Below are 23306 nucleotides of genomic sequence, written 5' to 3' on the forward strand. Positions count from 1 at the left end.
CCGAGAAAGCGGGAATCTATTTTAATAAAATACATGGATACCCGCTTTCGCGAGTATGACGGATAAATCAGCTTATAACGCCCAGTTACAGCCCGTCAACGAATCTCAGATTGTATTTTTTGGCACCTGAGTTACTGGTTTCGGCATCTGCACCAAACTTGGTCGCTAGCAACTCTACTGGGATAACGACAGGCTTTTCTGCCAGCAATTCATCAGCTTTGGCGAATAAGGCCTCAGCCACTTTGCCTGCCAGATGGGCTTTGCGGCCATCTTCATGGTTAAATGAATCAAAAATGCCAAAGGTGGTTTCAGTAAATTTCAAGGCATACCAAGTGATGGTTTCTGGCTCATCTTTGAGCAGAAATACGGCGGATTTTAAAAACTGTTCAAGCTCTTTAGCCTTCTCTGGCTTGGCTTCGAGGCGGACATACAATGCTACTTTACTCATGAAATGCTCCTGATTAATTTTGTAAATTAATATTGATTACTCACTCTTGTACGAGTTTTGATTTTGCAAGGGGTGGGTTGCTCGCAAAATATTTTTTAATACCAGCAAGAATCGAACCTACTAACTTTTCCTGATAGTCATCATCATTGAGCTTGCGTTCTTCATCAGGGTTACTGATAAAAGCCGTTTCAACCAAGATAGATGGAATATCAGGGGACTTCAACACAGCAAAACCGGCTTGCTCCACACTGCCTTTGTGCAGTGAATTGATCTTGCCAATATTGCCCAGTACGGCTTTACCTAGCTTCAAGCTATCATTAATGGTGGCAGTTTGGGATAAATCTAGTAGCGTACGGGCTAAGTACGGGTCTTTATTATCTAAACTTACGCCACCAATCAAGTCTGACTCATTTTCCTTGTTTGCCAAATATCTTGCAGATGCGCTGGTAGCGCCACTTTCAGACAAGGCAAATACTGAAGAACCTTTTGCATCTGGTCGTACAAAAGCGTCTGCATGTATTGAGACAAACAAATCAGACTGTAGTTTGCGCGCCTTGACTACTCGACCATGTAATGGGATGAAATAATCGCCATCGCGGGTTAACACACCGCGCATATTAGGCTCGGCATCAATCGCGGCTTTGAGCTTTTTAGCCACTGCTAACGTGATATTTTTCTCGTATGAGCCATTCGCACCGCGCGCACCTGGGTCTTCACCACCGTGGCCAGCATCAATCGCAATGGTGATTAGTCGGATGTTATTTTTATTGAGTGCTGGCTTATCTGCCGGACTGTTATTACCAATTGCATCTGGTACGGCAACCACAGTTTTAGGTGGGATTGCCTTATTATCTGGCGACTTATCGGCTACTTTATTTTCGCCTGTTTTATTTTCATTGGCCTTATTATCAGGCTTGATTGTGTCAGGTTTAAGAACCACTTGCGGCAAGATTTCAGAGGGCGAAGTGGCTGGCTGGTTAGTAGTAGTCGCTGGAATGGTAGGCTCTATATTGACGTTGTTGGACATTTGCAGATCAGGCAAAGTCACAGCCTCACTTGGTTTTTCACGCTGCTGCACCATCGTCATCAATGGATCAACCGCGGGGTAAATATCCAGCACCAGCCTGTATTTGTAATCACCGGCAGGCTGCAGTGAGAATATCTGTGGCTTGATTTCTGACTTAAGATCAATGACCAACCTGACAACGCCAGGCTTGAAATTGGCGACGCGTACCTGTTTTATGTATGGGTCATCTGTGAGTATTTTGTCAGACAAGGCTTTTAAGGTTGGGCCAAGTTCAACATCATCCAGATCAAGCACTAGGCGGTCTGGATTCTTGAGCATGATCATTTTCTGATCTATTGGTTTGGGGGATTCAAGCGTGATACGGGTGTAATCTTCAGCAGGCCAGACGCGGGCGGCGGTGATGCTGATGGCGGCTTGAGCTGCCTGGCAAAATAGTCCAAGCAGCACAGTTATCAATAAGATTCGTAAACCAGCGCTATTCATGTACCAAAGTATTCATTGAAAACTGCTTCATATATTCGGATTAAAACGGGTTAACAAGGCGGCTCCAATAGCACTATTTGAGCGTAGTGTTAATTTCCGCCCCGCTTCATACACTTGCAGCAAAAGCTCAATATCTGCTGCTGGCAATAACTCGCCTGCCTTCTCCGGCCATTCTACCAAGCATAATGAAGATGGATTGAAATAATCTCTAAAGCCCGCTGCATCCCATTCCTCTGGGTCTATAAAGCGGTAAAGGTCAAAGTGGTAAACATTCAGCGAACCGCCAGATAATTGCACCTGATACGGTTCAACCAAGGTGTAAGTCGGGCTTTTAACTTTGCCTGCATGCCCGAGTTGATGCAGCAAACCCCTGACCAATGTTGTTTTGCCTGCACCTAAATCGCCATGCAAATAAATGCTTAGGCCTGGCACCAACACTTTTGCTATTTCTGCCCCACATTTCAAGGTAGCCGCTTCATCGGCCAATTTGATTGTAATATCATGCGTCATATGGCTCACACTCATAAAGATTTACAGGCATTAGCAACAGACATCAAAAACTGGGGTGTTGAGCTTGGCTTCAACCAGATCGGCATTACCGATACTGATTTGTCGGCTGCTGGCGCTGAACATCAGGCATGGATTGCAAAAGGCTTTCATGGTGCTATGGATTATATGGCAAAACATGGCGATAAACGAAGCCACCCTGCTGATTTAGTGCCCGGCACGGTACGTGTGATTTCGGCGCGTATGGATTACCAACCGCCTGCCACGCGCGATAGCCTAGAAGTCATGCAAGATGGTGAGCAGGCGTTCATATCACGCTATGCCTTGGGCCGTGATTATCACAAGGTCATGCGCAATCGCTTGCAAAAACTATCAGCCCGTATCGCCGACCACATAGGCGAATTTGGATACAGGGTATTCACCGATAGCGCCCCTGTCATGGAAGTTGCTCTGGCTGAAAAAGCTGGGCTGGGCTGGCGCGGCAAGCATACATTGCTGCTGAATCGTGATGCGGGTTCGTGGTTTTTTCTGGGTGAAATCTATATCGATTTGCCTTTGCCGATAGATACACCAACAACCAATCATTGCGGGTCATGCAAGGCCTGCATTGATGTCTGCCCAACGCAGGCAATTGTGGCGCCTTATGAAGTAGATGCACGGCGCTGCATCTCTTACCTGACCATAGAGCTTAAAGACAGCATCCCCGAATCACTCAGGTCTTTAATTGGCAATCGTGTATATGGCTGCGATGACTGTCAACTGACTTGCCCCTGGAATCGTTTTTCGCACATCACGCAAGAAGAGGATTTCCATGTGCGTAACGGTCTAGACAACATCACACTAGCCGAACTTTTTAGCTGGACTGAAGCCAACTTTAAGCAGAAGCTGGCTGGTAGCGCGATATACAGGATTGGCTATGAACAATGGCTGCGCAACCTTGCTGTTGGGCTTGGTAATGCGCCTTCAACACCTGCTGTACTAGCGGCCTTAAATAGCCGCATTGATGATGCCTCAACCTTGGTGAAAGAACATGTTGAATGGGCGTTGAATCAACACAATATCGCGCAGTAAATTCATATGCTTATCTGTATAATCCTGCCACCCTCACCCCATTAAAAACATCTTAATAAAAGCACGCAAATTGTTAAACACTTTAGCTACAAGCCTGCAATCAAGCTATAAAAAGCTACCCGACCTGAATTTCAGAATACTCAGCTTAGGTCTGCTGGCACTCATTGCGCTCTTTATTGCCATCACTTTCGACCAGCATGGCATTAGTAACGATGAAGAAGTGCAGCATGTCTATGGTCGCCTGCTGTTGCAATTTTACAAGTCAGGCTTTGTTGACCAGGATGCGTTTCACTACCGAAATTTGTATCTATACGGTGGATTCTTTGACCTGATCGCTGCCGCGCTTGAGCACATTCTGCCAATCTGGGTGTGGGATATGCGCCATCTGCTATCAGCCTTGTTTGGGCTTGCTGGCATCGTTGCCTCTTACAAAATCGCACGTATTCTGGGTGGCGAACGTGCAGGTTTTATCACGGTTGTATTGTTGGCGATTACGGGCGCATGGTCTGGCGCCATGTTTACCCACACCAAAGACATCCCCTTTGGCACCTGCATGGTGTGGGCTTTGTATTACACGATATTAATTGCCCAGCAATTACCAAAACCTAAACTCAGCATTAGCATCAAGTTGGGCATTGCCATCGGTTGTGGCTTGGGCATGCGCATAGGCGGTGTATTTGCCGTGTTTTACCTGTTGATGATGATAGGTGTGGCAGGTTGGGTTTCAGGCAGCACGATTCGCGAGCGCATTTATTTTTGGTTTAGCTGTATCAAACCGCTTATACCAGCGGCGATTGTGGCATTTGTCTTGATGGCACTCTTTTGGCCTTGGGGCGTGATGGCGCCTGATCATCCATTAGAGGCCGCCAAAGCGTTCTCGCACTTTGCTTTCAATATGCTCACCGTGATGGATGGCGAGGTCATGAAAATCGGCCAGGTACCACGGGAATATTTGCCTGAATATCTGTTTGTGCGCTTACCCGAGATGTTTCTATTAGGTTTGGTAAGTGCTGTTGTTATTTTTGCACTGAGATTCAGCCTGGTTAAAACCAACCGGTTCGATGACAAGCATCCGCTATTTATAGGATTCATAAGTGTATTTACCGCAGCGGGTTTTCCACTTGCCTTTATATTGCTGGACAAACCGGCGCTCTATAACGGCGTTCGTCATTTCACGTTCATACTGCCGCCCTTGGCGATTATTGCCGCCTTGGGCATCCACTTTGCAATCAACGCATTAAAGTCTTTTCCTAAATTACGGCTAGGGTTCATAGCGGTTTGCTGGCTGCTGGTCATTAACACCAGTTGTGTACTGATACAGTTGCACCCTTACGAATACATCTATTACAACTACTTTGCTGGCGATTTGTCAGATGCAGAAAAGGAATGGGAAGGCGATTACTGGTCTAGCAGCTTGCGTGAAGCCTCGGATATGTTGGAAGATAAAGTCACCGAAATGGCCAAAACAGACCCCAGTATAGATGCGCATCTCAAACAAAAGCCTTACACGGTTGCTGTATGTGCAGAAGCTTTACAAGGTAGTGCCTATCTGGATCATCGCTTTGTAGTGACCTCAGATTGGGTAAAAGCGGACTTCTTTATTTCCAGCACCAATATGAATTGCGATAAAGTACTTAAAGGTAAAATCATCGGTGAGGTAGAACGGATGGACGCGATACTGGCAGTCGTCAAAGATAGGCGTGATCTGCCAGCAGCTTTGCGTCAACCGCGGCCTGCACCTAAATAACATTCGTGAATACACTCTATGTCTGATACTCCATTGAATCAATCCAGCAACAGACCGCAAAAAGATCCGCTGATTAGCGTGATAGTCCCTGCGTTCAACGAAGCAGGTGCAATTCAAACCACACTGCAAAACATTGCCATTCAGTTAGCCAAGCTAAGCCCCAATTGGGAAATTGTGGTGATTGATGATGGCAGTAAGGACAATACTGCCGATCTTGTAAAAGCAGTATCAACCAAGCTGAATACAAGCCTGGTGAGGTTCTCGCGTAATTTTGGTAAAGAATATGCCATCACCGCTGGCCTAGAATACGCACAAGGTGATGTAGTGATTTGCATGGATGCAGACGGCCAGCATTCTTCAGAATTACTCACGCAGATGCTTGAAAAATGGGGTGAAGGCTATGACATGGTCTATGCCGTGCGGCAAGATCGTGAAGTGGAATCCCAATTCAAACGCTGGGGCTCCAAGGTGTTTTACAGGGCAATTGGCTTAGGCGGCCAGATTCATATCCCACGCGATGCGGGCGACTTTCGTTTGATGAATCGCAAAGTGGTTGATGCGCTACGCTCGCTGCCAGAACGCAGCCGCTTCATGAAAGGTATTTACGCTTGGGTTGGCTACAAGTCTATCGGCATCCCCTATACACCCTTACCTCGCATACATGGTGAAAGTACCTTCTCACGATTACGCTTGATTGGTTTGGCGTGGACAGGCATTACCAGCTTTTCTGTAATGCCACTAAGGTTGGCAAGCGCCGTTGGTGGTTTGTTGGCATTATTCGCTTTTTTGTATGGCACATCTGTTGTTGTCGACAAGCTATTTTTTGACGAATCTGTACCAGGCTGGCCTACAGTGATCGCCAGCATCATGTTCTTTTCTGGGGTACAACTCTTGTTTATTGGCATATTAGGCGAATATCTTGCCCGTATTTATGATGAAGTTAAAGGGCGTCCATCGTATATCGTAGCTGAGCATGTGGTACCTCAATCTAAAGCCTTGGTAACCAGACCAAAAGCAACAAAATCTAAAAAGGCTCCCGCCCAATCAGAAAAAAGCAGCACTGACCTTAAGTGAAAGTATCCACCGTGAATCACTCGCGCTCTATTTCATGGTTTGGCATTATTGGCAGCCTTGCCGCGCTTGTGCACTATTGCGTAGCCGTTTCACTTGAAGGTTTTGTACATATTAGCCCTGCCTACTCGAATATCGCAGGTTTTGTGCTAGCTTTTCCTGTGAGTTATTTCGGGCACAGCAAACTCTCATTCGCTAATCATCAAAGCACTCATCAGCAGGCATTGCCAAAATTCTTTGCAGTGGCTTTAGCTGGATTTATTGCTAACCAGATATTAGTGCTTAGCTTGATGTATGTATTCAAGCTACCCTTCTGGCTTGTGTTGAGCGTAGTAATGGTCATCGTTGCAATTAGCTCATATCTGCTGAGCCGCTTCTGGGCATTCAAATCAAAATGAGCAATGGCATGAAACCCATCATCATCAGTGCCGATGATTTCGCCCAAAGCGCTGCGATAGATACCGCCATCATTGCACTTATTCAGCAAAAAAGACTTTCGGCTACATCCTGCCTAACACTGAGCCCAAGATGGTCAGAAACTGCAAAATTAATCACGCCAGAGATTCGCCAACTTGCGGATATAGGCTTGCATCTGGACTTCACCCAGTTTGCGCAAACGGCCCGCAAACCGCTTGGTGTACTCATCATTAGAAGCCTGCTGCGTAGCCTTTCCAAGAAGGTAATTACAGCCAACATTCATCAGCAACTAGACCAGTTTGAACAAGCGCTCGGCGCAGCACCAGACTACATAGATGGCCATCAGCATGTGCATCAATTACCGCAAATTCGCGATGCCTTGCTCGAAATCGTCATCAAACGCTACGGCACTCAATTGCCTTGGATACGCATTGCCGCCCCACCCGTGCAATTTGGCTTTAAAGGCCAAGTGATTGGATTGTTAGGCTCTGATGCATTAAAGAAGAAAGCTGAAGCATTGGGCTTAAAATGTACAACCCAGCTACTAGGCGTATATGGTTTCGATGGAGACATTGCAGACTACCGCGCGAATTTTGAACATTGGCTAAATTACGCCCAGCACGCTACACCAACCCATCACATCGCGTTCATGTGCCACCCAGCAATAGATTCTAGCGACAAACAATCTGATATTGACGACCCTATTCTGAATGCCAGAATCCGCGAATACAGTTTTTTTGAAAACAATGATTTTGTAGAAATACTGACACGACACAATCTATCACCTGGTCGTGGCAGTGATTTTTTATAGCCACGCCATAAAACTAAAAAGCCCATAAATGGGCTTTTTTCATATCCAAAGGCTGCAATTAACTATTCGGTAGCGGCTTTACTTGGTGCCTTGACGACAGGTTTAACTACCTTCTTAACTGGGGCTACAAGTGAGGCTGTCATCACGCAGTTCTCAATACCGTAGATGCCACCGTTATCATCTGATTCAAAATAAAGCTTACGGAAACTCCAGTGGCCTTGTGCATTCTTTTTAATGGTGGCGATACCAGTGCTATGTTCTGAATTTCGCTTGTCCGAAAGATTAAAGCTGATGGCTAAGCGATTACCGTCTGCTACGGCTTGCCCACGATAAATCACTGAATTCTCAGTTTGGGTATCAAAATAATAAGCGCCGAATGTGCCGTAACTGCTTACACGGTTGATACGCATCGTAACGCTTACTTCGTAGTCACCGACTTGGTCGTTGGTGCCTTTACATGCATATTCACCACTATAGTTGATACCCTTAAATACTGGCTTTTCATCATCTGGCTTAAGTCCAGCAGCTTGTACAACGTTTGATAATGTAAAGATACTTACCAATACTGCAAACAACAGTTTTTTCATGCGGGCTTCTTTAAAAATTATTCAAAAATATTCAGTTATTGTAACGCGAAGCTGGCACAATATTGTTATTCATTTTTTAAATGCTTTTGCGCTGCTTTTACCATGGCCTGACTGAAGTTAAGCCGAATTTATTCAAATAGAATTATATCTGCGCTTCTGTGATCGCATCGAACCATTCTCAAATATTGTTTAGGGATTTATGACTCAAGCTGGCACTAAGCCTTTGTGGCGTAATGTTTTTTTTAATGCCATTGTATTAATTTTGCTAAGTATTTGGTTGTGGCAGCAAAATCAGCGAGTCAGCCTGATCAAGCCAGCAATGCCAGCCGATGGAAAACTACAGTGCGTTTCTTACGCGCCATATTATGGCAAAGACCAGACGCCATTTATCGCCAGCACCCACATTAGCAAAACCCAGATTGATGCAGATTTAAAGGTATTAGCGCAGCGCTTTGACTGCGTACGTATCTACTCTGTAAGCCAAGGCTTGGATTATGTGCCTGAGGCAGCAGCCAAGCTTGGTATGCATGTTTATCTGGGGGCGTGGATAGGCCGCTTAGCCATAGATAACAATAAAGAGTTAAATCTTGCGATTAAAGTCGCCAACGAATACCCAGACACGGTCAAAGCATTGATTGTAGGTAATGAAGTGTTGCTGCGAAAAGAGCAAACCGAGGTAGGCTTAGCCGCCCTTATAGATCAGGCGAAAGCACAAACCAAAGTGCCCGTGACGTATGCCGATGTATGGGAGTTCTGGTTAAAACACCCCAACCTGGAAAAGTCAGTCGATTTTGTCACTGTGCATATATTGCCTTACTGGGAGGATGATCCACAGCCGATTGAGCATGCAATCAATCACGCCAGCATTGTTATGGATAAACTCCACGCCAGCTTTTCCAAGCCAATACTGATAGGCGAAACAGGCTGGCCATCAGCGGGACGTCAACGTGGAACCTCAATTCCCAGTTTGGTAAACGAGGCACGTTATCTGCGCGAATTCTTGCAAACCGCTGAAGATAAAGGCTGGCAATACAATATGATTGAAGCGGTAGACCAGCCTTGGAAGCGCAATCTTGAGGGCACCGTAGGTGGTTATTGGGGGCTTTACGACACTGATTTGCAGCCAAAATTTGATTTCGCTAACGACCTTAGCGAACGTAAAGATGGCTTTACTCCACTATATATGGGCCTGACAGGCTTGTTGGTGTTTGTCGGTTTATCGGCATTCGCTGGTGAAAAGCGCCTGAGCGCTTACATCAGCCATGCCTTGCTAGGCGCATCAGTCGGGGCACTTGGTGTTATTCAGTTGGATTATCTAGTCATCGTCAGCCGCGACTCGATTGAGTGGCTAGTATTAGGCGGCTTAGCCTTATTAGGCACTCTCATCACCATGAGCATGCCTTTTCTAATGCAGGTAAAATACAGCACCAAATTTCTGAATACCTTGCAAAAAGCCTTATTCTTGATAGCTGCCAGCGCAACGTTGACCAGCGTGCTGTTAGTTGGCGATGGCAGATATCGTGACTTTCCGCTCACGCTGTATGTATTACCTGTACTACAACTCTCCATCGGGTTTTATCTTGCTAAAATCAAGGTAAGCACTGAAAGCGTGATTTATTACAGTATGAATGGTCTCAGTATCGCTACTGCCAGTATATTCATCGTAATGGAGCCACATAATCCGCATGGCTATTATTGGCTGGGCATAGTCTTATTGATTGCTTATGCAACCCTACCCGACCACAAACGCATTGCTTCAGAATAACGATTAAGCATTACAACAGGATTAGATACTAGAAAACATGACCACCTTTATTAAACGCTATTACGCAGCACTCCTTTTTGCACTAGCCATCGCATTAGCGCACTTTGGTGTATGGGCGATTGCCAACCGCGCCCAGGCTTTGATTGATGCCCCGCTTATCGTCAATGGTTTTGCTTATAGTGGTTTTCAGGTCAACCAAAGCCCATTTGAAAAACAATTCCCCAGTACGGCAGAGCTGGCAAGAGACCTACACATACTCTACCCACTGTCCCACCGCATCCGAACCTACAGCTCACTTGAAAACTCTGAAGTCGTTGCGCTGGCATCGAACATTGGATTTAAAGTCACCGCGGGTGCTTGGCTTGGAGCCGATAGTCTTGCTAATCAGCGTGAAATTGAAGCGTTAAAAGCAAAAATTGCCAACTATCCACACATAGAGCGCGCAATCGTTGGTAATGAGGTGTTGTTGCGTAACGATATGCCCGTAGAGCAACTGATTACCTATCTCGACCAAGTGCGAGAAGAGAAAAAAGTACCCGTTTCCACTGCAGAACCTTGGCATGTGTGGCTTAAAAACCCTGAGTTGGTCAAACATGTGGACTACATAGCCGTCCACTTATTGCCTTACCACGAAGGCGTACCAATCGACCAAGCCGTCAATTACTCGCTAGATCGCTACCAAGAATTGATGGACACATACCCACGCAAAAAAATCGTGATTACCGAAATTGGCTGGCCTAGCCGTGGCCCTGCGATTGGTGCCGCAGTTGCCTCACGCGTGAATCAAGCGCAATTTGTACGTGAGTTTCTGGCAAAAACAGCTTATAAAAACTATGACTATTACTTGATGGAGGCTTTCGACCAGCCTTGGAAAGTCAAGCTGGAAGGCTGGGCTGGCCCTTATTGGGGCATGTTTGACGCAAACCGTCAGCCCAAATACTCACTTCATGGCGCAGTACCAAAAGACACACGTTGGATCAAAAAGGTTACTTGGGCGACGGCCATCGCTTTCTTGCCAATATTGTTCATAGCAATCCGCTTTAGGCATTGGGGCATAGGTGGTCGTATCTCCATGGCGATCTTGCTGCAAGCGTGTATCACTACGCTAGTGGTGGCATGGAACCTACCCGGGGACTACTACTATACATTCCGTGACATCATCATATTGATTGCATTGATTATAGGCATGATGATGACCTCCGCCGTGCTCATGATCTATGGCGTAGAGTTCAGTGAAGTCATGTTCAAGGGTAACTGGCGCCGCGCTTATAAGCGCGCTGTGGCTCTACCCAGCAACCAAGAGCTGTTTGTATCAGTGCATCTGGCCTGCTACAACGAACCGCCAGCCATGGTGATTGCGACTATTGAGAGCTTGAGCCAGCTTGATTACAAAAACTTTGAAGTGATTGTGGTAGATAACAACACTAAAGATGAAGCACTTTGGAAACCAGTTGAAGCCTATGTTGATAGCCTGCCTGCTAACTTCCGCTTTTTCCATCTACCAAAATGGCCAGGCTTTAAGGCTGGTGCACTCAATTTCGCATTAAAAGAAACAGACCCGCGTGCAGAAGTGATTGGTGTAGTAGATGCCGATTATGTGGTCACACAGGATTGGCTAGGCGCTTTGGTGCCGCACTTCTCAGATACCAAAGTAGCCGTGGTACAAGCGCCACAAGCCCATCGCGACTGGGAAAACAACTTTTTCCGCCGCATGAGTAATTGGGAGTTTGAAGGCTTTTTCAAGATTGGCATGCATCACCGCCATGAGCGCAATGCGCTGATTCAGCACGGCACCATGACCCTTGTACGCCATCAATCGCTCAAAGACGTTGGTGGCTGGTCTGAGTGGTGCATATGTGAAGACACCGAGCTAGGCTTGCGCCTGCTTGAGCGTGGCTACGAGCTGCGCTATATCGATGAAACCTTCGGTCGCGGCCTGACCCCAAGCAATTTCGACGCGCTTAAATCACAGCGCTTCCGCTGGGCATTTGGCGCCATGCAGATTCTCAAACACCATCTGCCTAAACTTTTGGGTGATTCCACCCTCAGCTTTGGTCAACGCTATCACTTCTTGACTGGCTGGTTTGGCTGGATGGGCGACGCACTGCAACTCTTCTTCACACTAGGCTCAATCGGCTGGACAGTCGCTATGCTGCTCTTCCCAAAAGCGTTCAGCTTGCCAGTAGCCATCATGCTGACCCCTGTTCTGTGCTTCCTGGTGCTAAAAGGCGCACTAGGCCCTGTGCTTTACCGCAAGACCATGAATTGCAGCTGGACTGATATTTTTGGCGCATCACTTGCCAGTCTTGGCCTATCTCACGCCATTGCACGCGGCATTATGATGGGCATCATACAAAAGCGTGGCGTTTTCAAACCCACAGCCAAGGGCAAAAGCACGAGCAGTAAACTGGTGATATTGAACCCGATTCGTGAAGAAGTAGCCCTGCTACTCGGCCTCATCGCATCAGCGCTCGCGATGCTTTTGACACGGGGCTTCAACAACATTGATGCCCAACTCTGGGTAACTATGCTGACCTTACAATCATTGCCTTATATCAGCACTTTGGCTTGTCAGATCATTGCGCAACTGCCTGATAGTAAAAAACAATAGTCTCAATAAAAAAGAACACCCATCCGAAGTTAAAAGAATAACTTTGGATGGCTTGGCAATAATCAGTAGAATTTCATCTGCAATAAATGTCTGCATTCGCCCAATAGAGGCCATTTCAGCCTCCGATCGATCATTTCTCACTACCAGGATTTTGGCATAGCCTCTATCAGGTAATCCACAAAAGCTCTGACCTTATTGGTGATGGCATGCTTATCACGGAAACAGGCATAAAACTCCAACGGAACACTGTCAGACTGGATGGATGTAGGTTCTGATGAGACTGGCTGAAATAGCGCGACTAATGCGCCTTTCTTAATTTCACTATTTGCGATAAATGTTGCAAGTCGGGCAATACCTGCCCCTTGAATGGCGAGAGTTCCAAGAGAGTCGATATCGTTGCACACAATACTGGGTTTGATCTCTGGTTCATAACGCAGGCCATTTTTAAGAAAAGCCCAATTCAAAAGACGCCCATCTACGGGAACTCTAAATACTAAGCAGTCATGCTCTAGCAACTCCTTAGGTTCTTTCGGAAGGCCTTTTCGCTCAAGATAGGATGGAGATGCACAAAAAAGCACTGGCACCGTTGCAATCTTTCTTGCAACAAGTCCAGGTTCTAGTTGCTGCTTGAAGCGGATACTGACATCAATATCTTCAGATACATGATCCGCGTTTCCGTCCGACAGAATGATCTCCACGGAGACATTGGGGTACATACGAGTAAAAGCCGGAATAAGTGGCATCAATACATGTCGACCAAAGGCAACTGAACAACCAATTTTGATGCGCCCTTGAGGCTGGCCTTGAAATTCATCTATAGCGGATTGCGCCTTGGCCAGGCTCTCAACGATATCACGTACCTGCAAGTAATAAACTTCACCACTTTCAGTCAAGGCGAGTTTACGCGTTGTTCTTGTCAGCAAACGCGTTCCAAGAGATTTTTCTAGCCGTTGAATGTTTTGGCTAGCGGCTGCGGGTGTGATTCCCTGGAGGCGCGCCCCAGCAGCGATACTTCCTCCTTGCACGGCTTTCACAAAGCTCTCAATACTTCTAAGTGTATCCATATGACTATCGAATAATTAATCCAGTCGATAGTTTATCCATATAGTGTTTAAACAATCAATCCTCTATTGAAGAGTCAAGTAAATCCCTATAGTGGCATCCTCGATTGGAGGTATTTATGAACAATTTAAATAAAATCCCACATCAGTTTACTCCGTATGTTTTTGCTTTTTTTATGGCAGGGATTATGGCGTTTTTAATGTCTATGGCCATAGTAGCTACAAGTACTGGCATTCAGCATGGCTATTCAATTAGAGTTATTCACTCTTATGGTCTAGCCATGCCCGTCGCATTTGTTTGCGTGTTGATCGTTAGGCCAATTGTAATTAAGTTGGTAGCAGTTTTTGTGAAGAAGCCTGGGTGATGGCTGAGAAATAGCGGCTTCTGCACCATGTTTAACATTTGATGGAGAGAATTATGTATGCAATCACGGGAATTACAGGTCAAGTGGGAACTGCGCTGGCTAACGTACTTTTGGATGACAATCAACAAATCAGAGCAATCGTTAGGAGTGGTGAGAAAGGCAATCCATGGAAAGCTAAAGGTGCTGAAGTTGCAATCGCTTCAATGGAAGATCAGCATGCTTTAGCTGACGCCTTCAAAGGCGTGGAAGCAGTATTTATTTTACTACCACCTTACTTTGATCCTGCGCCAGGATTTCCAGAAGCGCGTGCGCTGATCTCTAACATCAAGCAAGCGCTGGACATTGCAAGGCCAAATAAAGTAGTGTGCCTTTCCACAATAGGTTCCCAAGTAAGCCAACCCAATCTACTGAATCAGCTTGGAATCATGGAAAAGGAATTAAGTACTTTATCCATACCTATCACATTTCTGAGAGCTGCCTGGTTTATGGAAAATGCCGCATGGGATGTAGAGCCTGCCAAAACGACCGGAACAATCCCGAGCTTCCTGCAACCACTCGATCGAAAGATACCCATGATAGCTACTGCAGATATTGGTACGGTTGCAGCAAAGCTACTTCAACAGTCGTGGAATGGAGTACGTATTGTCGAGTTACAAGGCCCTGAGTTAGTGAGTCCAAATGATATTGCTGCGGCATTCGCTCAATGTTTGGACAAATCAGTCGTGATGGAGAGTGTTCCAAGAGCAAACTGGGAAGGTTTATTCAAAGCACAGGGAATGCAGAATCCAACCCCAAGAATACAAATGCTTGATGGATTTAATGAAGGATGGATTAAGTTCGAGGGTGGTTCAGCTGAGCAAGTAAATGGCCAGACTTCCTTAAAAACAGTGATTGGTACTTTGCTGCAAAAATAGTAGTAATTCTACCGACATGCCAACAGAGGTATTCTGGCATGTCAGTTTTTGATCGGTGTTTGTTGATTGAGAGTGGCATTAATTATCAGGCAAGTGCTCATTCAAATAATGCCTAAAATCATTTATTCCTAATGGAATATTTTGAGACATCAGCTGAAATGACCGAATAAAATTACCTGAAATTGTTTATCTGCGAATTGCAGTATAAGCGTATTGAGGTAATCATTTAATGTCCACCATGGGTCGGTAGCAGCCATTCTATTACTATCTCTACCCTACTTATTTTATAGGACTAAAACTTAAATAGTTCTACGCTCAATAAACAGGCTATTACCGCTGATTTTCTTAGCCTGTTTCTTCGCCGAGGCTATGGCAGTAGAGACCTCATGGTGACTATTTAAAGTATAAGGCTCTACCTTAACGGCGCCAATAGAGAGGCTAACGAACGGGTAGTACATTTTATTGCCGACCCTATCCTCGGCTTCTATACCATTTCGGGCTTTGTCGGCTTCATCATAGAAATCAGGCATTGCCGCTTCTAATCGACTCAATATTTTTTCGCAACGGCTTTGCCAGTCTTCGCTCTGGAAAATCAGGATAAAATCATCGCCGCCCACATGGCCGACGAAATCAAGCTCGCTATCTACCTCTTCATTCAATAGCTTGCCTGTGTATTGAATCAGCTCATCGCCACGCCTGAAACCATAGACATCATTAAACGGTTTAAAGGTATCGAGATCGCAATAGCAGGCAAAAAACGGCACCTTGGCCTCTATCAGGCGATCCATATGCTCACTGATGGGCACGTTACCTGGCAAAAGAGTCAGTGGATTGGCATACCTTGCTGCATTGAGCTGCATTTGTGTGATTTCACGCAGCAAATCATGTCCACTGCCCATGCCCCTATACTCTCCAGCTTCGGTGATCATGAAGCCATTAGATAGATGATGCGGCTCCATATGGGTAATCAACTCGCTGAGCACATGCAGGCTGATGCTCTGCTCTACAATCAATGGTTTTTTATCCATGAATTTATGGCAAGAACGTTTGCCATAAAGCTCTCTGGTATAGGGTTTGGCAAATTGATCAATGACGTTATAACGGCTAATTAAGCCAACAGGTTTTCCTTCATCTACCACTGGCAAAGCATAGAGTGCTGGGTTGCTTTTAAAGCGGGCATAGACCTCGTCATTGGTGGTTCTTGGATTCACAGGCAAGACGTATTTAATCAGGCTGCTGATATTGCCGCGTTTCTGCAATGGCAAACCATTCGACAGGTAAACTCTGACTGCATTTTTATGCAAAATGCCATGCAACTGTTCGGGGATCTGCTCTACCGTTTTAGCTTCTGGGTAACCGAGCAGGTAGCCCTGGCCATATTGAATCTTCAAGTCTTTGATCACTAAAAGCTCGGCTTCAGTTTCAATACCTTCAGCAATCACCTTGGTGCCAGAATTTTGTGCAATCTGCTGTATTGAGCGCACAAATTGCATCTTCACTTCATCGTCATTGATGCCTTGAATAAAGTGTTTATCAATCTTCACGTAATCTGGCTTAAGCTCAGACCACAAGCGCAAATTTGAGAAACCTTCCCCCAAATCATCCATCGCAATCTCAAAACCCATATTGCGGTAATGCTGCGCGGCATGGCACAAAATATCGTAGTCAAAACCAGGGCCGCTCTCCGTGAGCTCAATAATCACATTATGTGGATCTAGCCCCAATTTATGGATATAGGATAGCGTTGCGCCTTTGTTGGCATTGGGTTGTTGTATCAGAGAGGCTGGGCTGATATTGAGGAAAAGCTTGTTGCTGTTTCTGGTTTTAGCAAACGACTCAAGAACGATTTGGCGACTTAGATGCTCCATCTCAAAATCCAGATGGTTGAGTTCCGCTTCTTTAAACAGCGCTAAAGGTGAATGCAGGTCAGTGTTCACTGGGCCACGAATCAAGCCCTCATGCCCGTAAACGCAAATCTGGTTCAAATCGACAATCGGCTGGAATACGGCAGAGAGTAAACGCTGCTGCAAGATTGATTGCACTTGCGGGATCATGGTGTTTCTAACTAGTCGTGGTCCTGTAGGTTCAAGTTTTACCACCATATGCTCTGAGAATGAGGTCGTCTGGCTATCATTTGAATCGCTAATAATTGGATCAGTCAGGTATAAATGCATATTTTCACCCCAACCTCCAAGGTGAATTTTATGTGCGGACTGGTAGTTAAAGCTCATCGTCGTAATCTCCCTAATTGGCAGAGACTACGCCGCGATAATGACAGCCATGTTACATCAGCGATATTGCAACACAGGTGACAAAAACTAGAACTTTAGGATTTCTGCTCGGCTAATAAAGCTGCGCCTACGATACCAGCAATATCGCCTGTAGTAGAAATAGTGACTGCGACTTTATCTCGCAATACAGGGATTAAGTCCTGCGCCAAGGTATGAAAAAAACTTGATTGCATGAGTGGCCAGGCATTGATTAATCCGCCACCAATAATGGTTTGACCAACATCCACCACTTTAAGAATGTGTGCCAACACAGTGGCTAGTGATTCCCCAGCTAAATCAAAAGCAGCAATCGCAGCTTCATCACCAGCATTAGCATGCAGTGCAATCTCGCCAGTGGTGAGCGTAAGCCCTGTAGTTGCGTGATAGCTATGCACAACACCTGAAGCTGAAGCATATTGCTCCATGCAGCCATGATTGCCGCAGCCACAAGGCCGACCATTCGGCTCAAAAATGATGTGCCCTACTTCCATGGCAAAGCCATGCTGACCAGGAAATGGCTGATTGTGGTAAATGAGACCACCACCAACGCCAGTGCCTAAGCCAAGATAGATCATATTTTCGGTGGGCTTATCAGATAAACGAAACTCGCCATAAGCAGCGGCTAAAGCATCGTTCTCCACAATCACAGGCTTACCAATCGCGCGGGATAAATCACCAGCAAGATCAACGTCAAGCAAGCCAGGCAAATTAGGTGACTGCTTTACCTTGCCTGTTACAGGGTCTATGAAACCAGGAAAACCAATCCCTATCGCACTAACTTGCGGGTACGCTGCTAATACTTCAAGCAGGTACTGACTGGTTATTTGTATGATTTTTTGCCAGGCAATGTCAGGCGCATTTTCAGCACAAAGCCCTGAAAAATCAGCATGCATGCGCCTTTCATGAATGACCTGCAGCCCATCTACCACGCCAATCCGCAGATTAGTCCCGCCTATATCAATCCCAATCAGCATATTCTGTATTTGTTCTAATTGTCAGTAAAAGGCTGGCTTATTGAACCGTTAACTTGATTTCAATTTTGCTTTTGAGTTGCTTGGCATCCCACTCTAATTCCAGTGTCAGCGCCTGCATGATCTTCTCAAAACCAGCCTCAGATTGTGAAACACTGTAGTGTGGATGGCTCGTGATATCGCAATCTACATTGGTATCTAGTTGCACTACACCGCCTAGCACTTCGTCTTCCAAACTCAACGCATTAAGCTGTTTGAAATGATGCAACTCACCAAAGCCGCCAGGAATGTCATCACCAATGCGGAAGCGCCCTGCAGGGCCATTGCAACTCGGCATGGCAAGGTTGATTTCCACCTTGAATTTACCTTTTACTGCCTTGCTGGTTTGGTAATGCACAATCAGGGTTTTACCGTTGAGGTGTATGGTTTTCTGCAACTCGGTTTCCGCGACAGTAGCGACGAAATCCATCGATTTTGCACCTGTGGTTTGCGGCCGACGATAACTCACAGGAACGACTCGGTCATCACTAATCAGAAAATCGCAGAACATGGTCTTGCGATACGCATCTGTCGCCATGTCTTCTGGTGTAATTACATCCTTGAACATCACGCGCTCATGAGGGTTGGCAATGCCTTCACCCGTATGGTGTCCGTCTGACTGTTCATGTACCTTGCGGTGATAATGTTCGGCCTGGCGAGTTAAAGTATCACCAAAATTATGGTGTAGTTTGTAGCTATCGAATTCGCAAATCGAGGCTGTGCCATCAAGCCTGGCAACCACTTGTAGCTGATTATTTCTCAAGAATAACTCGTCAAAACCATCAAGGTCCAAATCCACCCATTCTTTAGCTGGGCGCTCGCTGACTTGGTCAAGCATGGCTTCAAGCTTGATGATGGCGTTATAGATAGCGCGCCTTAAATGGGGCAGATACAAGCCGCCAAACAAGCCGTGCCAATAGGCATCATTCGCTTGAGATTCAAATAAAGCATCTTCCATCGCCTGAGTCTTTTTATTCTCAGGCATGGCGTGATAGCGCGCCGAGAGCGACAACATGCGCTTGTGCATCCAATTAGATTCTGGATAGCGCATAAAGAAATTGCGCCAGATACCGCCACGGATATAAGGCTTAGTTTGTTCGTAGCGGTTATTGTATTTTTCCTGTGCGACCAAATCAGCATAGTTATGCGATGCTGGCACAGGCAATGTCCACTCGTTCATTTCTATGTAGGATGCCGTTGGCAGATAAACCACGCCACGCGTCTTGGCCATGGCATGATAATCGCTGTAGCGCATGGGTTTGATGATGGATGAATTGAGTACGCCCTCAATAAAGTCTTTTAACCAGCCGCGTTCATAGACCCATTCGTAGGTTTCAGGCCAGATACCAAATTTTTCAATGTCATCAAAATAAATTGCAGCGGCGGATTTACTCTCGTCTGCCAACTCTTCCAGATAAGCCACTACCTCGTGTGCGGGTGAAAATGGCAGTCTGTAACGCAAGGCTTCAGAAATCGGGAATAGGTCAATCTGGCGACCATCTTCTTCCGTACTGAAATAGCCATCAAGTTCATGACTGTATTTGCCTGTGCACATAAAGTGGTAATCATCCACCGTGACATACTGTATGCCTGAATCAGCCAGTGATGGCACCACTGTAGATTCCCATACGCGCTCTGTCAGCCACGCGCCCTGTGGTGTTTCATCAAATTTCTTATTGAGGTAATGTGAAAGCTTAGTGATCTGGCCTACCCTGTCACGAGTAGGGATAGAGGCCAACACGGGTTCAGTAAAGCCTGCGCCAAAGAGCTCAGCCTGGTCACGTGCGACCATTTCTTTGAGCAACGCCATATCTTCAGGATATTTTTCCAGCATGTATTCAAGCAGCCAGCCACTGATGTGAATGGCAAAGCGGAACGCTGGATACTGATACAGAACCCTTAAGAACGGGCCATAACATCTAACATGCGCATCATCTAGCACACTTTCAAAATTACCTACGGGTTGGTGCGCATGAACACCGAGTAGTAATGCAACTGTTTTAGCCAAAATCCTGCTCCCAGCAGTTTATTGATTGTTATTACGAAACATATTCTAGATACGACATTTACACTAACCTCTACTCCTGCCCCCGCCTCATCGTCCCACCGACCGCGGGGTGGCCGCTACCCACGCTAATCGCATGATTGAGGATTTCAGGAATCGGCTTTTTAAGCAGGCGATACAAATTGCTGAGGTTACGGCGGTAAAGGCGATCAAAACTATCCACACTAACGGATGAATTGTAATCACCGAACCACCAAAACCAGTCAGAGCCCTCGCATATTGCCAGCTGCAGTTCACAGTTTTTGACTTCTTCAGGCTCCAAGAATCCTTTTTCCATCACATGGTCATAGACTTTTTTAGCTTCGCACAGCAAATCCCAGCCATGATTTTTTTCAGTGCTACCTATCCAAGTGCTGAAACTGCCATATACCCAGCTACCAGCGGCTATCGCGGGTAATGTAGTTAACTCACCCTGTACTCTAGCTGACTTGCCGACCAGGTCACTGAATGTCGTCATCTCAATATCAGGATGATTAGCTAGAGCCGCGTAAAGCTCACTTAAAAAATAATAGGCGTTATAAGGGAAATACTCCCAGGCATTCTCGCCATCCAGAATCACGCTCACAATACGGCTTTTATCGGTAGTATTGGCCTGATGAATGCCCTCAAGCGTGCCCACAAAATCAGCTACCGCCTCACTTGCGTGCAACTTTGAATATTCAAAACCGATTTTGTCTGAGAGATGATCATCCCGAAAGAAGCAGACAATCTCATCTGTATCATTAGCCACTCGATATGGCTGATATAGATAATCATCTTTATGCGGCATTTCATAATTTTCAAACGATTTATACAGGCTGTTTGCCAGCACGCCCTGCCCTGTTGCTGCCCATTTGACGTCATGTTCAGCGAGCAATAACAGCGCAGCATGTGAAACGCCGCCCTCGGCTGGCCACATACCAACTGGATATTCACCAAATCGTTCTTTGTGCGAATCTTTAGCAGCTTTTATGTGGGCTTGGGCTCTGACTTTACCACCAGGATATTGCGGGTGATGCGGCAAAGGTGCATACGGCATGGCATCACGCGTGGACTTGAAATCAAGGAGTAAAGGCAGGATCGGGTGAAAATGCGGCGTGCTTGATATTTCTATCTGCCCGCTTTTTTGCAGTTTTTTGTAGCGTGGAATCAGGTCAGCAATCAGTTCGCCAATCAACTTGAAGAAATCAATGCGCTCTTGCAGGCTGAAACATTGGCCCTTTAGCATGAGCGCTTGCACAAAAGTATTATTGCGGCGAATACTCTCACCCGTCCAGGCTAGGTGATACCAGACCAGCAAATCAGCAAAATACTGGTCGGACAAATAACTGAAAGCCTCTTCGCCATTTGATTCCAGTGCCTTGGCCATATTGTATAGCGCCTGGTAATGCGGAAAAGGCGTGAGCATTTTCTCGTGATTACATTTGAAACAGCTATCAATAATGAACTGGCGCTGCTCTTTAGAAATGCCATGCAAATCATCTTCTGCAAGCAAGGCTAGCAGAGGGTCGGCTATTTTGTTGGTCTGGAATTGCGCAACGTAATCTTCGAGCTGATCAAGCAATACAGGCACAAAGTTGAATGTGGCGCGTGCTGCAGAATTAGCCTCAAAGTGATAGGCCATGTCGGTGTAATCTTTAATCGCGTGCAGATATGTCCAAGGCAGCACATATTCGCCAGTGAGCGTATCGCGATAATCTGGCTGATGCATATGCCAGTAAAGATTAAAGTAAAGTTTGGGGAGTGCTGATGTCATATTTACCCTTAAAACTCAGAATTCCCTGCTGCAACCCTACTTATTTTGCAGCGATTAGCGCGCCTGATGCAGTGACTGGCCCAGCATATCAGGCGTCACCAATGTGATGCCTTTTTCACTGACATAGAAACGTTTTCTATCCAGCTCTGGATTAACGCCTATCTCCATGCCGTCCGGTATGCGTGCACCTTTATCGACGACGACTCTTTTAAGCGTGACATACCGGCCAATATCCACTTTAGGCAAAATCACCGAGCCTTCTATATTGCTGTAACTGTTAACGCGTACATCAGAGAACAGCACCGATTGTTTTACTTTTGCCCCACTGATAATGCAACCGCCAGATACTAGAGAGTCAGTTGCCAAGCCACAACGGTCTTCGTTATCAAAAACAAACTTGGCTGGCGGCAGCTGCTCTTGATACGTCCAGATTGGCCATTGCCTGTCATATAAATTGAGTTCAGGAACCACTTTCGTCAATTCCATGTTCGCTTCCCAATAAGCATCAACTGTACCAACATCGCGCCAGTAATAGTTGCCATCGGCTGCGCCAACGCAGCTATCAGTGAATCTATGGGCATGTACTCGGTATTTTTTAATCAGGTAAGGAATGATGTTTTGCCCGAAATCGTGCACTGAGTGCCTGTCGTCTGCATCACGAATCAATTGTTCATACAAAAACGCGGCGTTGAATACGTAGATGCCCATACTTGCCAGCGCCTGGGTAGCATCCCCTGGAATGGTATTAGGCTGATCTGGTTTCTCCTGAAACTCAACTACGCGATCAGACTCGTCTACGCTCATCACACCAAATGACTTAGCTTCTTCAACCGGCACATTGATGCAAGCAACCGTCATATCAGCTTTACTGCGCACGTGGGACGCTAGCATCTGGCCATAATCCATCTTGTAGATATGATCGCCTGCCAATATCAACACATACTCGGCGCCTGTATTACGCAAAATATCCAAGTTCTGGAATACTGCATCTGCCGTGCCTTTGTACCATTCTTCTTGGATGCGTTGCTGGGCAGGTAACAACTCGACGAACTCGTTGAATTCACCGCGCAAAAAGCCCCAGCCACGTTGAATATGTTGCATCAAGCTATGGGATTTATATTGGGTGACCACACCGATGCGGCGTACCCCGGAGTTCATGCAATTAGATAGAGGGAAATCGATAATGCGGAATTTGCCACCAAATGGCACAGCTGGCTTCGCACGCCAGTCTGTCAGGGCTTTTAGCCGGCTGCCTTTACCGCCAGCCAAGATCAGGGCAACGGTATTCTTGGTGAGATTGCTGATAAAACGCGTTGAAGTCGTGTCTTGTGACATGCTAAC

19 protein-coding genes are annotated in these 23306 nt (G+C 46.1%); 9 read left to right on the top strand and 10 right to left on the bottom strand.

All coding sequences use genetic code 11. The annotated features are described in order from the left end of the window. Positions 1-85: 85 nt before the first annotated feature. From ZMTM_RS07425 to tsaE, 3 genes are read right to left on the bottom strand one after another with little or no spacing between them, the layout of a single operon-like run. The gene (locus ZMTM_RS07425) at positions 86-448 is read right to left on the bottom strand and encodes a putative quinol monooxygenase (protein ID WP_221763285.1); all 363 of its coding nucleotides are present in this window, start codon (positions 446-448) and stop codon (positions 86-88) included. Between the two features lie 40 nt (positions 449-488). Then, the gene (locus ZMTM_RS07430) at positions 489-1958 is read right to left on the bottom strand and encodes an N-acetylmuramoyl-L-alanine amidase (RefSeq protein WP_221763286.1); all 1470 of its coding nucleotides are present in this window, start codon (positions 1956-1958) and stop codon (positions 489-491) included. A gap of 27 nt (positions 1959-1985) precedes the next feature. Beyond that, on the bottom strand, positions 1986-2468 hold the full coding sequence (tsaE, locus tag ZMTM_RS07435) for a tRNA (adenosine(37)-N6)-threonylcarbamoyltransferase complex ATPase subunit type 1 TsaE (RefSeq protein WP_221763287.1): 483 nt from the start codon (positions 2466-2468) through the stop codon (positions 1986-1988). On the opposite strand from tsaE, the gene queG reads away from it, so the two are divergent. The 5 genes from queG (at position 2469) to ZMTM_RS07460 (ending at position 7582) form a co-directional block, all read left to right on the top strand. Continuing rightward, a complete protein-coding gene (gene queG / locus ZMTM_RS07440) occupies positions 2469-3536 on the top strand; it encodes a tRNA epoxyqueuosine(34) reductase QueG (protein ID WP_221763288.1) in 1068 nt (355 codons plus the stop codon). A gap of 70 nt (positions 3537-3606) precedes the next feature. Next, on the top strand, positions 3607-5283 hold the full coding sequence (locus tag ZMTM_RS07445; RefSeq protein ID WP_225906980.1) for an ArnT family glycosyltransferase: 1677 nt from the start codon (positions 3607-3609) through the stop codon (positions 5281-5283). An 18-nt stretch (positions 5284-5301) separates the two neighbouring features. Then, positions 5302-6357: a glycosyltransferase family 2 protein gene (locus ZMTM_RS07450; RefSeq protein ID WP_221763289.1), complete on the top strand. Its 1056-nt coding sequence runs from the start codon at positions 5302-5304 to the stop codon at positions 6355-6357. Continuing rightward, complete coding sequence (locus ZMTM_RS07455; RefSeq protein WP_225906981.1) at positions 6354-6752, top strand: GtrA family protein; 399 nt, start codon at positions 6354-6356, stop codon at positions 6750-6752. Before ZMTM_RS07450 ends, ZMTM_RS07455 begins: the two co-directional genes overlap by 4 nt. A gap of 8 nt (positions 6753-6760) precedes the next feature. Beyond that, positions 6761-7582 carry a ChbG/HpnK family deacetylase gene (locus ZMTM_RS07460; RefSeq protein ID WP_221763290.1) on the top strand — a complete coding sequence of 274 codons (822 nt, stop codon included), beginning with the start codon at positions 6761-6763 and terminating at the stop codon, positions 7580-7582. A gap of 62 nt (positions 7583-7644) precedes the next feature. Here ZMTM_RS07460 and ZMTM_RS07465 read toward each other — a convergent pair whose 3' ends face one another. Continuing rightward, entirely contained in the window at positions 7645-8169 is a 525-nt protein-coding gene (locus ZMTM_RS07465; protein ID WP_221763291.1) for a hypothetical protein, read from the bottom strand. 199 nt (positions 8170-8368) lie between these two features. On the opposite strand from ZMTM_RS07465, the gene ZMTM_RS07470 reads away from it, so the two are divergent. Then, the gene (locus ZMTM_RS07470; protein WP_221763292.1) at positions 8369-9934 is read left to right on the top strand and encodes a glycoside hydrolase family 17 protein; all 1566 of its coding nucleotides are present in this window, start codon (positions 8369-8371) and stop codon (positions 9932-9934) included. Between the two features lie 37 nt (positions 9935-9971). Beyond that, entirely contained in the window at positions 9972-12545 is a 2574-nt protein-coding gene (locus ZMTM_RS07475; protein WP_221763293.1) for a glycosyltransferase, read from the top strand. A gap of 140 nt (positions 12546-12685) precedes the next feature. Here the strand turns inward: ZMTM_RS07475 and ZMTM_RS07480 are convergent, their stop codons facing one another. Further along, the gene (locus ZMTM_RS07480; RefSeq protein WP_221763294.1) at positions 12686-13609 is read right to left on the bottom strand and encodes a LysR family transcriptional regulator; all 924 of its coding nucleotides are present in this window, start codon (positions 13607-13609) and stop codon (positions 12686-12688) included. A gap of 116 nt (positions 13610-13725) precedes the next feature. Between ZMTM_RS07480 and ZMTM_RS07485 the strand changes: the two genes are divergently transcribed. Both ZMTM_RS07485 and ZMTM_RS07490 read left to right on the top strand, forming a co-directional pair. Further along, the gene (locus tag ZMTM_RS07485; protein ID WP_221763295.1) at positions 13726-13971 is read left to right on the top strand and encodes a DUF2798 domain-containing protein; all 246 of its coding nucleotides are present in this window, start codon (positions 13726-13728) and stop codon (positions 13969-13971) included. A 53-nt stretch (positions 13972-14024) separates the two neighbouring features. Further along, positions 14025-14885: an NmrA family NAD(P)-binding protein gene (locus ZMTM_RS07490; RefSeq protein WP_221763296.1), complete on the top strand. Its 861-nt coding sequence runs from the start codon at positions 14025-14027 to the stop codon at positions 14883-14885. Positions 14886-15184: 299 nt separating this feature from the next. On the opposite strand, the gene ZMTM_RS07495 is transcribed toward ZMTM_RS07490, so the two are convergent. The 5 genes from ZMTM_RS07495 to glgC form a co-directional block, all read right to left on the bottom strand. Continuing rightward, the gene (locus ZMTM_RS07495; RefSeq protein ID WP_225906982.1) at positions 15185-17116 is read right to left on the bottom strand and encodes a GGDEF domain-containing protein; all 1932 of its coding nucleotides are present in this window, start codon (positions 17114-17116) and stop codon (positions 15185-15187) included. A gap of 95 nt (positions 17117-17211) precedes the next feature. Continuing rightward, positions 17212-18129, bottom strand: coding sequence for an ROK family protein (locus ZMTM_RS07500; RefSeq protein ID WP_221763297.1), 918 nt, complete (start codon positions 18127-18129; stop codon positions 17212-17214). Positions 18130-18166: 37 nt separating this feature from the next. After that, a complete protein-coding gene (locus ZMTM_RS07505) occupies positions 18167-20173 on the bottom strand; it encodes an alpha-amylase/4-alpha-glucanotransferase domain-containing protein (RefSeq protein WP_221763298.1) in 2007 nt (668 codons plus the stop codon). 70 nt (positions 20174-20243) lie between these two features. After that, a complete protein-coding gene (locus ZMTM_RS07510) occupies positions 20244-21965 on the bottom strand; it encodes a glycoside hydrolase family 57 protein (protein ID WP_221763299.1) in 1722 nt (573 codons plus the stop codon). Positions 21966-22019: 54 nt separating this feature from the next. After that, positions 22020-23300, bottom strand: a complete 1281-nt coding sequence (gene glgC, locus ZMTM_RS07515) for a glucose-1-phosphate adenylyltransferase (protein WP_221763300.1) — start codon at positions 23298-23300, stop codon at positions 22020-22022. Between the last annotated feature and the right edge of the window lie 6 nt (positions 23301-23306).

This window comes from Methyloradius palustris (assembly GCF_019703875.1).
GTDB lineage: Bacteria > Pseudomonadota > Gammaproteobacteria > Burkholderiales > Methylophilaceae > Methyloradius > Methyloradius palustris.